The sequence below is a fragment of the Klebsiella sp. PK01 genome (assembly GCF_057624675.1).
Window position 1 is genome coordinate 92,034 of sequence record NZ_JBYEZM010000005.1, and the last position, 12,497, is coordinate 104,530.

Sequence of the window (12,497 nt, forward strand, 5' to 3'; positions counted from 1 at the left end):
AAGGAGCGCCGATGTTTGCCTTTTTAAAAGCGCCGCCGGACGCCGCGCCAATTAGTGATAAACGCGAGCTGGACCAGCGTTATCGTTACTGGCGTCGACATATTCTGCTCACTATCTGGCTTGGTTACGCGCTATTTTATTTCACCCGCAAAAGCTTTAATGCTGCGGTACCTGAAATTCTGGCCAGCAATGTGCTGACCCGCAGCGATATCGGCCTGCTGGCCACGCTGTTTTACATCACTTACGGGCTGTCGAAATTTTTCTCCGGTATCGTCAGCGACCGCTCCGACGCCCGCTATTTTATGGGGCTGGGACTCATCGCCACCGGGGTGGTGAATATTCTGTTCGGTTTTTCCACCTCGCTGTGGGCTTTCGCGCTGCTATGGGCGCTGAATGCCTTCTTCCAGGGCTGGGGCTCGCCGGTGTGCGCCCGGCTGCTGACCGCCTGGTATTCGCGGACCGAACGCGGCGGCTGGTGGGCGCTGTGGAATACCGCGCATAACGTCGGCGGCGCGCTGATCCCGATGGTCGTGGGGGCGGCGGCGCTGCACTACGGCTGGCGTGCGGGGATGACGATTGCCGGCTGTCTGGCGATCCTCGCCGGACTGTATCTGTGCTGGCGGCTGCGCGATCGCCCGCAGGCGGTGGGGTTACCCGCCGTAGGCGACTGGCGTCACGATGCGCTGGAAATCGCCCAGCAGCAGGAAGGCGCAGGGCTGACGCGCAAAGAGATCCTGACCCGCTACGTATTGGCCAATCCCTATATCTGGCTGTTATCGCTGTGCTATGTGCTGGTGTACGTGGTGCGGGCGGCGATTAACGACTGGGGCAATCTGTATATGTCGGAGACGCTAGGCGTCGATCTGGTGACCGCTAACTCGGCGGTGACCATGTTTGAGCTGGGCGGTTTTATCGGCGCGCTGGTGGCGGGGTGGGGCTCGGATAAGCTGTTTAACGGCAATCGCGGGCCGATGAACCTGATTTTCGCCGCCGGAATTTTGCTGTCGGTTGGCGGGTTGTGGCTGATGCCGTTCGCCAGCTACGTCATGCAGGCGGCCTGCTTCTTCACCACCGGGTTCTTCGTTTTCGGCCCGCAGATGCTGATCGGCATGGCGGCGGCGGAATGTTCGCATAAAGAAGCCGCCGGGGCGGCGACCGGGTTTGTCGGCCTGTTCGCTTATCTTGGCGCCTCGCTTTCCGGCTGGCCGCTGGCGCAGGTGATGGATATCTGGCACTGGACCGGATTCTTCGTGGTGATTGCGATTGCCGCCGGCATTTCCGCGCTGCTGCTGCTGCCGTTTTTAAACGCGCAGGCGCCGCGTACCGCCAGCGAAGCGTGATGTAGCTCACCCTTTCGCCGCGAACGGGGCAAAACTAAGAAATTTTCCTGGTTTCACCTGGACGCCGTCTCAGGCCAGACGGCGCGCTGGTTTTTACAATGCCTGGTTATTACGCAGGCATAAAAAATCAGCTCAGGAGATACCCATGCTGGCCTTTCTGAATCAGGTGCGCAAGCCGACCCTGGATCTGCCGCTCGACGTGCGGCGCAAAATGTGGTTCAAACCTTTCATGCAGTCCTACCTGGTGGTCTTCATCGGCTACCTGACCATGTATCTGATCCGCAAGAACTTTAACATCGCTCAGAACGACATGATCTCCACCTACGGGTTGAGCATGACGCAACTGGGGATGATTGGCCTGGGCTTTTCCATTACCTATGGCGTGGGCAAGACACTGGTCTCTTATTATGCCGACGGTAAAAACACCAAGCAGTTCCTGCCGTTTATGCTGATCCTCTCCGCCATCTGTATGCTGGGCTTTAGCGCCAGCATGGGGGCGGGTTCAACCAGCCTGTTCCTGATGATCGCCTTCTATGCGCTGAGCGGTTTCTTCCAGAGCACCGGCGGCTCGTGCAGCTATTCCACCATCACCAAGTGGACGCCCAGACGCAAACGCGGCACCTTCCTCGGCTTCTGGAATATCTCCCACAACCTCGGCGGCGCGGGCGCGGCGGGCGTGGCGCTGTTTGGCGCCAACTATCTGTTCGACGGCCATGTGATAGGCATGTTTATCTTCCCGTCGATTATTGCGCTGATCGTTGGCTTTATTGGCCTGCGCTACGGTAGCGACTCTCCGGAATCCTACGGCCTCGGCACGGCGGAAGAGCTGTTTGGCGAAGCGATCAGCGAAGAGGACAAAGAGACTGAAGAAAATGCGATGACCAAGTGGCAGATCTTTGTTGAGTACGTGCTGAAAAACAAAGTGATCTGGCTGCTGTGTTTCTCCAACATCTTCCTCTACGTGGTGCGTATCGGTATCGATCAGTGGTCCACCGTGTATGCCTTCCAGGAGCTGAAGCTGTCTAAAGAGGTGGCGATTCAGGGCTTTACCCTGTTTGAAGTTGGCGCGCTGGTTGGCACGCTACTGTGGGGCTGGTTGTCGGACCTGGCCAACGGCCGCCGCGCGCTGGTAGCCTGCGTCGCGCTGGCGCTGATTATCGCCACCCTCGGGGTTTACCAACATGCCAGCAACCAGTACGTCTATCTGGCCTCGTTGTTTGCGCTGGGCTTCCTGGTGTTTGGTCCGCAACTGTTGATCGGCGTCGCCGCCGTCGGCTTTGTGCCGAAAAAAGCGATCGGCGCCGCCGATGGAATCAAGGGCACCTTCGCCTATCTGATCGGCGATAGCTTCGCCAAACTGGGGCTCGGGATGATCGCCGACGGCACGCCGGTCTTCGGCCTGACCGGCTGGGCCGGCACCTTTGCGGCGCTGGACGCCGCCGCCATCGGCTGTATCTGCCTGATGGCCATCGTGGCTATCTTCGAAGAGCGTAAAATTCGCCGCGAGAAAAAGAATCGAGTTTTGCAGACTGCCTGATTCACCAGGTATTTGGTAACCTTGCCCGGCCATTGCGCCGGGCTTTTTTATTTCTTGCGTAATATGCCAGGTCCGACAGTCGACAGCAGGCAAATTCCCATTATGATAGTGAGGCTGCGATTGGATGAGAGGATGCATGATCTGGATAGGACTGGCCACCCTGGTAGTGGTATTTGTTGTGGGATTTCGGGTGCTTACCTCTGATTCACGCCGCGCGATTCGTCGCCTGAGCGAACGCCTTGGCATTACGCCTGTTCCGTTGGAATCGATGATCGATCAGCTGGGAAAAACCGCCGGTAATGAGTATTTGCGTTACCTGGAGCGGCCGAATGAAGCACATTTGCAGAACGCCGCGCAGGTGCTGCTCATCTGGCAGGTCGCGATTGTCGACGCCAGCGAAAAAAACCTGCATTACTGGTATCGCCTGATGCAAAAAGCGCGATTAGCGGCGCCGATTACCGACGCGCAGATCCGCCTGGCGCAAGGTTTTCTGCGCGACCTGGACCCGGATGTGATCGATTTACATAACCTACAGCAGCGCTATAACGACCTGTTTCTCCCGGAAGACGGCGTGCACTGGCTGCACTGATCTCATTGTTATCCGGCCTGTGGTTCAAAACCATATCTCCCTTACGTTCTTTGTAGGCCGGATAAGCGTAAGCGCCATCCGGCAGAATGACTACAGTAGGATTTTCAGGCCGTGTTTTTGTACGACGCTAAGCAATTTTAATGACATTCCGCTCGGTCGTTTAGCGCCAGTCTCCCATTTTTGCACGGTAGACACGCTGGTATTCAGATAACGAGCGAACACGGGTTGGCTAACATTGAGTTGTTCACGTAGCGCTTTAATTTCAATGGGTTGAAGTGCGGCTACGCTACCGAGACATGATTCATCAAAATGGCGCATTGTTTCCTGTGGGATTGCGCCAACGCTGAATAGCCCCGACGCAGCGCTATGGATCGCTTCGAAAGCCGGGCTTTTGTATTTATTTTTTGCTGTCATCGCAAATCTCCACCAGTTCTTTACTTTTAACTAAGGCCGTCGTTTTCTCTTCAGAGAGATTGGCATAGTGTTTTGCTAACTCACGAAACCCCATTAATTCGCGATGGTTGATATTGGTCATATCCTGTTTGGCATATAGAAAGGTATAAAACCAATACCCTGCGCTTTTGGTAAGGATGATTGCGCGATCGCGATTCTTGTTGAGTCGCTTTTTATAAACCCCCCCTCCTAAATCAACCACTTTGCCCTGAAGCGCAGATTGAATTGCCTGATAGAGCTCGTCGTCGGAAATGCCATGAGAGCTAGCCTCTCTGGCGAACCATTTGGTTTTAAAGATACGCATTGCTGACATCCTGTCGTTAAAAGTATAGCACATAGTGCTATATTAAATTCTCCTGAGATTTGTTAAAGCGATAGCAAGCATCGTTTTTTTAAACATGCGAGCAGCTACGCATCCTCTTATGAAAAGCGAGAAGAGTTGCGAAAACGTTAAGTACGTCACATACAAAATGTTACACTGCGCAGCTTTCCGCCACTTTCTTCGCAGGTCACTCATGAGTCATTCAAATGAAACCAAACCCCATGCACGCGATCTCGCGCGGCCAAACTGGTCGGCGGTCTTCGCGGTTGCTTTCTGCGTCGCCTGCCTGATTACCGTCGAGTTTTTGCCGGTCAGCCTGTTAACGCCGATGGCGCTGGATTTAGGCATCTCCGAAGGGATGGCCGGGCAGTCGGTGACGACGACGGCATTCGTCGCGATGTTTTCCAGCCTGTTTATCACCACGGTGATAGGTAAAACCGATCGCCGCTACGTGGTTATCCTGTTTTCGCTGCTGCTGACCCTTTCTTGCCTGCTGGTATCGTTTGCCGATAGCTTCACCCTGCTACTGCTGGGGCGCGCCTGTTTGGGCCTGGCGCTCGGCGGTTTCTGGGCGATGTCGGCATCGCTGACCATGCGTCTGGTGCCGATGCGCGTGGTGCCGAAAGCGCTATCAATTATTTTCGGCGCGGTATCAATCGCGCTGGTGATCGCCGCCCCGTTGGGCAGTTTCCTTGGCGGGCTTATCGGCTGGCGCAACGTCTTTAACGGCGCGGCGGTGATGGGCGTGCTGTGTACGCTCTGGGTGCTGAAAGCGCTGCCGTCGCTGCCGGGTGAATCGGCGGCTCAGCAGCAAAATATGTTTGGTCTGCTGAAGCGTCCGGGGGTGATGGCCGGGATGTGCGCCATTTTCATGGCCTTTGCCGGACAGTTCGCCTTCTTTACCTATATTCGACCGGTATACATGACACTCGCCGGTTTTGACGTCGACGGCCTGACGCTGGTGCTGCTGAGCTTTGGTATCGCCAGCTTTATCGGCACCTCGCTCTCCTCGGTGGTGCTGAAGCGCTCGGTCAAAGCGGCGCTGGCGATTTCGCCGCTGGTGCTGACCGCCTGCGCGGCGGCGCTGGTACTGTGGGGAGAAAGCAAAATCGTCGCCTCGACGGTGGCGATTATCTGGGGCTTCGCGTTTGCGCTGATCCCGGTGGGGTGGTCAACGTGGATCACCCGTTCGCTCTCCGATCAGGCGGAAAAAGCCGGGTCGATTCAGGTGGCGGTGATCCAGCTTGCCAACACCTGCGGCGCCGCGGTCGGCGGCGTTGCGCTTGACCACTTAGGGCTGCTGTCGCCGCTGGTGTTGTCAGGAATATTAATGCTGTTTACCGGCCTGCTGGTGACGACCAAAGTGAAGGTGAATTAACCCGCTTACGGCCGCTCGCCTTTTGCCAGCCGGGCGTTGATGTCGGCAATCACTTCCGGCAGATCCGCTATGGTATCAACCACATAGTGAGCCCCGGCGGCATACAGTTGGCCTGCCGCCCGCTCGCGACGGGTGGCGATTTCCTCTTTCGACATCGTCTGGTACTCCTCCCAGGTAGCGCCGAATTCGTTACCGGACACCGCCAGGCCGACGCTCCACATCCCGGCATGTAACCCTTCGCTGATGCCCGGTGCGGCGTCGTCGACCTTCACGCAGTGGGCCACATCGTCTATGCCCAGGGTAATCACGTTTTGCAGCGCCATCCACGGCCCCGGACGACCGCCGACGGCAAGATCATCGGTGGCGACCCAGTGGTCCGGGGCGTAGCCCTGGGCGGCGGCGGCCGGTACCAGCTTTTCCATCACCGGGCGCGGATAACCCGAGCAGGAGCCAATCTTCAGACCCCCGGCGCGTAGCGCGGCGAGGGTGTCGACAACGCCGGCAATCGGTGCGGAAAAATCGACAACCTTAGCGATTTGCAGCGGCATAAACGCGGCATAGATCGCATCGATATCGGCGGCAGTCATCGCGCGGCCAAATTTGGCCTGCCAGCGGCTATCGACAGCAGGGAGTTTGCCCAGCGCCTCAATGTGCTGCCACTTGCCAAGCCCCATTGGCACGCGGGCCTCTTCAAGGGTGATCTCAATATCGAAGGCCTGGCGGAAGGCCTCGACGAAAATTTGCGTCGGGGCGAAAGAGCCGAAGTCTACGGTGGTGCCTGCCCAGTCAAGGATCAGTGCGCTAATACGGTTCATGGCGGTTCCTTATTGTTTCCAGTACATGGCGTTGTCGATAGCCGCCAGCAGGGCGGTGATATCGGCGTCGTAGACTTCGCCAATGTTGCCGATGCGGAAGCAGTCGCTTTGCGATACTTTGCCCGGATAGATAACGAAGCCCTGATCTTTCAGCTTCTGGTAGAAGGTGTGAAAGCGGTACTGCGGCGCATCCGGTGAATAAAAGGCGGTAATAATCGGCGAGTGCAGGCTATCGTCGAGCAGCGGCCGGAAGCCGAGCGCGCGCATTCCGGCGACCAGCCGGCGCTGGTTGTTGCGGTAACGCCGATGGCGGGCGCTGACGCCGCCTTCCTGCGCCAGCTCTTTCAGCGCCTGGGCGAAGGCCAGCACGGTATGGGTCGGCGAGGTGAAGCGCCACTTACCGTGGTTATCTTCCATGCAGCGCCACTGGGCATACAGATCCAGAGATAGCGAGCGCGAACGGCCTTTGCAGGCGGCCAGCTCCGCTTCGCGGGCAATCACGAAGGCAAAGCCCGGTACGCCCTGAATACATTTGTTGGCGGAGCTTATCAGGTAATCAATATTCAGCGCGGCGATATCCAACGGAATGCCGCCAAAGCTGCTCATCGCATCGACGATATAGCGTTTATCGTACCGTTTCGCCAGTTCGGCCACCTCGTCGATCGGATTCAGCATGCCGGTGGTGGTTTCGCTATGTACCATCGCGATATGGGTGATCGCCGGGTCGTTCTGCAGGATCTGTTCGATCGCCGCCGCGTCCGGACGGGAGACTTCGCCGCAGTCGTAAGGGTGGCAGGCGATGCCCATCATTTGCGCCATCTCAATCATACGCGCGCCATAGGCGCCATTGCTGACGATCAGCACTTTGCCTTGTTCGCCGATGACGCTGCCGAGTACCGCTTCGACCGCGTAGCTGCCGCTACCCTGCAGCAGCACCGCTGTATAACCGTCGGCCGGGGTAGCCAACTGTACCAGCTGCTGGCGAATGGTCTGTACCACGCCGAGATTGTAATCATCATCCCAGGTACAGCTATCGAACAACATCGCCTCTTTCACCGTACGGGAGGTGGTTAGCGGGCCGGGGGTCAGCAGCAGGTAGTTCCGTGAAGTCATTTGTCTCACCTTTTGGTCTATACCAGATTTGCATTTATCATGGAGACAAAGCCGGGGCAGGGTCAAAGGAAATGTGGCGTTGCAACAAAAAATTCATCTGGCTATGTATAATGAGCGCACGAAAAGTGGCAGTGAGTAAACATGAAATCACCCTCTGGCGAGATGCCGCAATACCTGATGATTAAGGCGCAGCTGCAGGCGCGTATTCAAAACGGCGCGTTGAAAAGCGGTGACAAGCTGCCTTCCGAGCGCGAGCTGTGCGCGCTGTTCAACACGACCCGGATTACGGTGCGTGAGAGCCTGGCGCAGCTGGAGGCCAGCGGCGTGATTTACCGCGCCGACCGCCGCGGCTGGTTTGTGACGCCGGAGCGTCTATGGCTGGATCCGACGCAGAACACCAACTTCCACAAGCTGTGTCTCGAGCAGGGGCGCGAGCCGAAAACGGTGCTGCTTGATGGCCGCCTGGCTGCCGTGCCGCTGGATGTGATGGCGCCGCTGGCGCTGCAGCCCTTCGATCAGGTCTATTTGCTGACCCGGCTGCGCTATGCCGACGGCCGGCCGGTGTGCTACTGCGAAAACCACTGTCTGCCCGCGCGGGTGCCTGAGCTGCTGCGCCACGATCTCAACGGCAGTCTGACCGAGATTTATCAAACACAGTACGACCTGATCTATACCAGTATGCATCTGTCGTTTTATCCCACCTCAATGCCGCCGCAGGCCGCAGAGGCGTTGGGGGTGATGGAAGGGCGCCCGGCGCTGCTGTTGCGCCGGCTGAATTACGATCAGCACGGGCGTATTCTCGATTACGATATTGAATACTGGCGGCATGACAGCCTGCGGATCGAAGTCGATACCCATTGATTTTATTGGTTAAATTTTTTGATCTCCCCGGGGCGCTAGCGCGTGCCGGGGCTACGCACTTCCCCTCGTTTTAACTCTTTCGACACACTTCTTTCATCGTTTTGTCATAAACCCCCGGTAGCGTGAAGGCAAATCTGGTCTACACCAGAATAACTGACTATCCGATGAGGCTTAAACGATGAAACTCTCCCGACTTGCTCTGCTGTCCCTGTTCGCGCTGACCAGCTCTCCGGTTTGGGCGGACGGCGTCGTCACGGTTTACTCCGCCGACGGCCTGCATGACGGCGATAACAGCTGGTATCAGAGCCAGTTCGCCGCCTTCACCAAAGCGACGGGCATCAAAGTGCAGTATGTGGAAGGCGGCTCCGGCGCGATTGTGGAACGTCTGGCGAAGGAGCGTACCAATCCGCAGGCTGACGTGTTGGTTACGGTGCCGCCGTTTATCCAGCGCGCCGCGAAAGAGCAATTGCTGGCAACCTTTACCCCGCAAGGTAGCGCGCAGATCCCCGGCGCTAACGACCGCTACGCGCCGCTGGTGAACAACTATCTGACCTTTATCTATAACAGCCAGTTGCTGAAAAGCGCGCCGGCCAGCTGGCAGGATCTGCTGGATAGCCGCTACAAGAACAAGTTGCAGTACTCCACGCCGGGGCAGGCGGGCGACGGTACCGCGGTGATGCTGCAGGCGTTCCACAGCCTCGGCGATAAAGACGCCGGTTTTGCGTATCTGGGTAAGCTACAGGCCAATAATGTCGGCCCGTCGGCCTCGACCGGCAAGCTGACGGCGCTGGTCAACAAAGGCGAGCTGTACGTCGCCAATGGCGATCTGCAGATGAACCTGTCGCAGATGGCGCGTAACCCGAACGTTAAAATTTTCTGGCCGGCGGATGACAAAGGCGAGCGCAGCGCGCTGGCGCTGCCCTACACTATCGGGCTGGTGCAGAACGGGCCGAACAGCGAAAACGGCAAGAAGCTGATCAATTTCCTGCTGGATAAACCGGCGCAATCCAGCGTCAGCGCGCGCTCCTGGGGCCTACCGGTACGCAGCGACGTGGCGCCGGATGACGCTAATTTTAAGGCGGCGAAAGCGGCGCTCGACGGCGTGAAGAGCTGGGAGCCGAACTGGGATGATGTCGCGGTATCGCTGTCGGCTGACATTGCCCGCTGGCACCAAGTGACCGATAGCGAGTAAGCCTGATGTTGATGAAAACCACCGTCACTTCCTCCCCGTCGCTGGCGGGGACTTCCGGGATCACCCTGGACTCGCTGCGCGTTTCATACCACGGCAACGTGGTCTTAAAACCGCTGTCATTGACCATTGAACCCGGTGAGGTACTGGCGCTGATAGGCCCTTCCGGTTCCGGGAAAACCACGGTGCTGCGGGCGATCGCCGGTTTTGTGCAACCGGCTGGCGGTCGGATTGTGATCGGCGATACTGACGTCACCCAGCTGCCGCCGTATCAACGCGGGCTGGCGATGGTGGTGCAGAACTACGCGCTGTTTCCGCATATGAAGGTAGAAGATAACGTCGCCTTCGGCCTGCGGGCGCAAAAGCAGCCCAGGGGGCTTATCGCCGAGCGGGTGGCTGAAGCCTTAAAAATCGTCGGTATGGCGGATTACGCCACCCGCTACCCGCATCAGCTTTCCGGCGGCCAGCAGCAGCGCGTCGCGATAGCCCGCGCGATTGCCGTGCGTCCTCGGGTACTGTTGCTTGATGAACCGCTGTCGGCGCTGGATGCGCAAATTCGTCATAACATGGTGGAAGAGATTGCCCGTCTGCATCGCGAACTGCCGGAACTGACCATTCTCTACGTCACCCACGATCAGACCGAAGCGCTGACCCTGGCGGACAAAATCGGCATCATGAAAGACGGTTCGCTGATTGCCCACGGTGAAACGCACGAGCTGTACCACTATCCGCCGAACCGCTTTAGCGCCGAATTCCTCGGCCGCGCTAATATTCTGCAGGCGACGGCGCTGAAGGATAGCACCGAGCCGGGACTGGTTAGCGTGAGCTGCGGCGGCGGCCTGATTAACGCCTTCAGCCGGGGCGGCCTGCATGGCAACAACAAGCTGTTATGCATTCGCCCGCAGCACATGAGCCTGGCGCCGCGATCGGCAACCAGTAATCGTCTCAACGCCACCCTGACCTCGGTACACTGGCAGGGCGATCTGACGCATCTGCTGTGCGATGTTGCCGGCGAAGCGGTGCGGATCGTCATGACCCACGTAAACCCGCTGCCGCGCGCGGGGGACAAGCTGGCGCTCTACTTCGAACCTGGCGATGCGGTTCTGATCGAGGTGCAATGATGGCGCAAACCCTAACGCTTGCGCGTCCGGCGCGAAACTTACGGCCTTACCTGTGGCTGGCATTGCCGCTGCTGGTGCTCGCGACGCTATTTTTCTATCCGCTACTGCTGATCGCCGAACAGGCGTTACGCGACGCCAGCGGCAATCTAAGCCTCGAAACTTTCTGGCAGGTGATTGACTCAAAACGCTTTATTGGCGCGCTGCTCAATACCTTACAGATTGCTGTGTTCGCCACCCTTGGCTGCCTGGTGCTCGGCAGCGTGCTGGCGCTGATTCTGGTATTTATTCCGTTCCCCGGCAGCCAACTGGTGAGCCGGGTCATTGATACTTTTATTGCGCTGCCGACCTTTCTTATCACTCTTGCGTTCACCTTTATTTACGGCTCGGCGGGGCTGCTCAACGGCACCCTGATGGCATTGTTTGCTTTTGAACTGCCGCCGGTAGACTTTCTCTATTCGATTAACGGCGTGATTCTGGCGGAGATTACCGTCTTTACGCCGCTGGTGATGCGCCCGCTGATGGCCGGACTGCGGCAGATAGATAAGAGCCAGCTGGAAGCGGCGAGTATTCTCGGCGCTCACCCGTTACGGGTGATTACCCAGGTTATCTTCCCGGCGGCGCTACCGGCGCTGATGGCGGGCGGCAGCCTGTGCCTGCTGTTGACCACTAACGAGTTCGGTATCGTGCTGTTTATTGGCGCCAAAGGGGTTAATACCCTGCCGATGATGGTCTACAGCAAGGCGATTCTGGAGTCGGATTACAGCGTGGCTTGCATGATTGCGCTGATTAATATTCTGCTGTCGCTGGGGCTGTTTATGCTCTATCGGCTGGCGGCGGCGCGCACTGGCGTAAGGAGTTAACGATGTTGATTTGGTCGCGTAAAGGCCGCGCGGCGGCGGGCGCGCTGGCGGTGACGCTTTTTGCCGGCGTTTTCCTGCTGCCGCTGGCGGTGATTTTACTCTCCAGCCTGAGTAAACAATGGAACGGCCTGCTGCCCACCGGTTTTACCTTTACCCACTTTGTTAACGCCTTTCGCGGCGCGGCGTGGGATTCGCTGTTTTCGAGCCTGATGGTGGGCTTCTGCGCCAGCCTGTTGGCGCTGCTGTGTGGGATGTGGGCGGCGCTGGCGCTGCGCCAGTATGGCGCGACGCTACAGAAATATCTTGGCCTGGCGTTTTATCTGCCCAGCGCTATCCCCTCGGTTTCCGTCGGGCTGGGCATTCTGGTGGCATTTAGTCAGGGACCGCTGCAGATGAACGGTACTTTTTGGATCGTCCTGGCGGCGCACTTTGTACTGATTTCCGCCTTTACCTTCAGCAACGTAACGACCGGGCTGGCGCGGATTTCCGCCGATATTGAAAACGTCGCCTCAAGCCTGGGCGCTTCGCCGTGGTATCGCCTGCGCCATGTGACGCTGCCGCTGATGACGCCGTGGATGATTTCAGCGCTGGCGCTGAGCCTATCGCTGTCGATGGGAGAGCTAGGGGCAACGGTGATGATCTATCCGCCGGGCTGGACGACGCTGCCGGTGGCCATTTTCAGCCTCACCGATCGCGGTAATATCGCCGATGGCTCGGCGCTGACCATTGTGCTGGTGGGCGTCACGCTGCTGTTGATGATGAAGCTTGAGCGCATCGCCCGCCGATTAAGCCAGAGATAATTTGTACCCGGAGCTGTAGCCCGGCTCAGCGTAGCGCCAGCCGGGAATCGGATTGCCTCAGCGCTGTAGCCCCGGTAAGCGGCAGCGCCACCGGGGATTTTGAGGCCGCCAACACCGGC

General features: G+C 58.1%; 13 protein-coding genes. 9 read left to right on the forward strand and 4 right to left on the reverse strand.

Going from position 1 to position 12,497, the window contains the following annotated elements; all coding sequences use genetic code 11:
- The first annotated feature begins 11 nt into the window (after positions 1–11).
- The 3 genes from uhpC to AC22LX_RS16735 all read left to right on the forward strand — a co-directional run bounded on the left by uhpC (position 12) and on the right by AC22LX_RS16735 (position 3,466).
- Complete coding sequence (gene uhpC / locus AC22LX_RS16725) at positions 12–1,340, forward strand: MFS transporter (protein WP_213292914.1); 1,329 nt, start codon at positions 12–14, stop codon at positions 1,338–1,340.
- A gap of 145 nt (positions 1,341–1,485) precedes the next feature.
- Complete coding sequence (gene uhpT / locus AC22LX_RS16730; RefSeq protein WP_015369067.1) at positions 1,486–2,877, forward strand: hexose-6-phosphate:phosphate antiporter UhpT; 1,392 nt, start codon at positions 1,486–1,488, stop codon at positions 2,875–2,877.
- A 136-nt stretch (positions 2,878–3,013) separates the two neighbouring features.
- A complete protein-coding gene (locus AC22LX_RS16735; protein WP_487334105.1) occupies positions 3,014–3,466 on the forward strand; it encodes a DUF1198 family protein in 453 nt (150 codons plus the stop codon).
- Positions 3,467–3,556: 90 nt separating this feature from the next.
- Here AC22LX_RS16735 and AC22LX_RS16740 read toward each other — a convergent pair whose 3' ends face one another.
- Positions 3,557–3,880 (reverse strand): helix-turn-helix domain-containing protein, encoded by a 324-nt coding sequence (locus tag AC22LX_RS16740; protein WP_004173862.1) that lies wholly within the window; start codon positions 3,878–3,880, stop codon positions 3,557–3,559.
- Complete coding sequence (locus AC22LX_RS16745) at positions 3,864–4,223, reverse strand: type II toxin-antitoxin system RelE/ParE family toxin (protein ID WP_487334106.1); 360 nt, start codon at positions 4,221–4,223, stop codon at positions 3,864–3,866. Before AC22LX_RS16745 ends, AC22LX_RS16740 begins: the two co-directional genes overlap by 17 nt.
- A 211-nt stretch (positions 4,224–4,434) precedes the next feature.
- On the opposite strand from AC22LX_RS16745, the gene nepI reads away from it, so the two are divergent.
- Complete coding sequence (nepI, locus tag AC22LX_RS16750; RefSeq protein ID WP_015369069.1) at positions 4,435–5,619, forward strand: purine ribonucleoside efflux pump NepI; 1,185 nt, start codon at positions 4,435–4,437, stop codon at positions 5,617–5,619.
- A gap of 5 nt (positions 5,620–5,624) precedes the next feature.
- Here the strand turns inward: nepI and phnX are convergent, their stop codons facing one another.
- Positions 5,625–6,434 carry a phosphonoacetaldehyde hydrolase gene (gene phnX / locus AC22LX_RS16755; protein ID WP_063447568.1) on the reverse strand — a complete coding sequence of 270 codons (810 nt, stop codon included), beginning with the start codon at positions 6,432–6,434 and terminating at the stop codon, positions 5,625–5,627.
- Between the two features lie 9 nt (positions 6,435–6,443).
- Entirely contained in the window at positions 6,444–7,547 is a 1,104-nt protein-coding gene (gene phnW, locus AC22LX_RS16760) for a 2-aminoethylphosphonate--pyruvate transaminase (protein ID WP_063447567.1), read from the reverse strand.
- A 141-nt stretch (positions 7,548–7,688) separates the two neighbouring features.
- On the opposite strand from phnW, the gene phnR reads away from it, so the two are divergent.
- From phnR to phnV, 5 genes are all read left to right on the forward strand, one after another.
- Entirely contained in the window at positions 7,689–8,408 is a 720-nt protein-coding gene (phnR, locus tag AC22LX_RS16765) for a phosphonate utilization transcriptional regulator PhnR (RefSeq protein ID WP_045397821.1), read from the forward strand.
- A gap of 178 nt (positions 8,409–8,586) precedes the next feature.
- Positions 8,587–9,600 carry a 2-aminoethylphosphonate ABC transporter substrate-binding protein gene (gene phnS, locus AC22LX_RS16770; RefSeq protein ID WP_063447566.1) on the forward strand — a complete coding sequence of 338 codons (1,014 nt, stop codon included), beginning with the start codon at positions 8,587–8,589 and terminating at the stop codon, positions 9,598–9,600.
- Between the two features lie 5 nt (positions 9,601–9,605).
- Positions 9,606–10,718 (forward strand): 2-aminoethylphosphonate ABC transport system ATP-binding subunit PhnT, encoded by a 1,113-nt coding sequence (gene phnT / locus AC22LX_RS16775; protein WP_063447565.1) that lies wholly within the window; start codon positions 9,606–9,608, stop codon positions 10,716–10,718.
- Complete coding sequence (phnU, locus tag AC22LX_RS16780) at positions 10,718–11,578, forward strand: 2-aminoethylphosphonate ABC transporter permease subunit (RefSeq protein ID WP_002923191.1); 861 nt, start codon at positions 10,718–10,720, stop codon at positions 11,576–11,578. Before phnT ends, phnU begins: the two co-directional genes overlap by 1 nt.
- A gap of 2 nt (positions 11,579–11,580) precedes the next feature.
- On the forward strand, positions 11,581–12,378 hold the full coding sequence (phnV, locus tag AC22LX_RS16785) for a 2-aminoethylphosphonate ABC transport system, membrane component PhnV (RefSeq protein WP_063447564.1): 798 nt from the start codon (positions 11,581–11,583) through the stop codon (positions 12,376–12,378).
- Positions 12,379–12,497: the final 119 nt, after the last annotated feature.

Coding starts and splice junctions, on each gene's coding strand:
- uhpC (WP_213292914.1), top strand. CDS start 12: ATGTTTGCCTTTTTAAAAGCGCCGCCGGACGCCGCGCCAATTAGTGAT.
- uhpT (WP_015369067.1), top strand. CDS start 1,486: ATGCTGGCCTTTCTGAATCAGGTGCGCAAGCCGACCCTGGATCTGCCG.
- AC22LX_RS16735 (WP_487334105.1), top strand. CDS start 3,014: ATGATCTGGATAGGACTGGCCACCCTGGTAGTGGTATTTGTTGTGGGA.
- AC22LX_RS16740 (WP_004173862.1), bottom strand. CDS start 3,880: ATGACAGCAAAAAATAAATACAAAAGCCCGGCTTTCGAAGCGATCCAT.
- AC22LX_RS16745 (WP_487334106.1), bottom strand. CDS start 4,223: ATGCGTATCTTTAAAACCAAATGGTTCGCCAGAGAGGCTAGCTCTCAT.
- nepI (WP_015369069.1), top strand. CDS start 4,435: ATGAGTCATTCAAATGAAACCAAACCCCATGCACGCGATCTCGCGCGG.
- phnX (WP_063447568.1), bottom strand. CDS start 6,434: ATGAACCGTATTAGCGCACTGATCCTTGACTGGGCAGGCACCACCGTA.
- phnW (WP_063447567.1), bottom strand. CDS start 7,547: ATGACTTCACGGAACTACCTGCTGCTGACCCCCGGCCCGCTAACCACC.
- phnR (WP_045397821.1), top strand. CDS start 7,689: ATGAAATCACCCTCTGGCGAGATGCCGCAATACCTGATGATTAAGGCG.
- phnS (WP_063447566.1), top strand. CDS start 8,587: ATGAAACTCTCCCGACTTGCTCTGCTGTCCCTGTTCGCGCTGACCAGC.
- phnT (WP_063447565.1), top strand. CDS start 9,606: ATGTTGATGAAAACCACCGTCACTTCCTCCCCGTCGCTGGCGGGGACT.
- phnU (WP_002923191.1), top strand. CDS start 10,718: ATGGCGCAAACCCTAACGCTTGCGCGTCCGGCGCGAAACTTACGGCCT.
- phnV (WP_063447564.1), top strand. CDS start 11,581: ATGTTGATTTGGTCGCGTAAAGGCCGCGCGGCGGCGGGCGCGCTGGCG.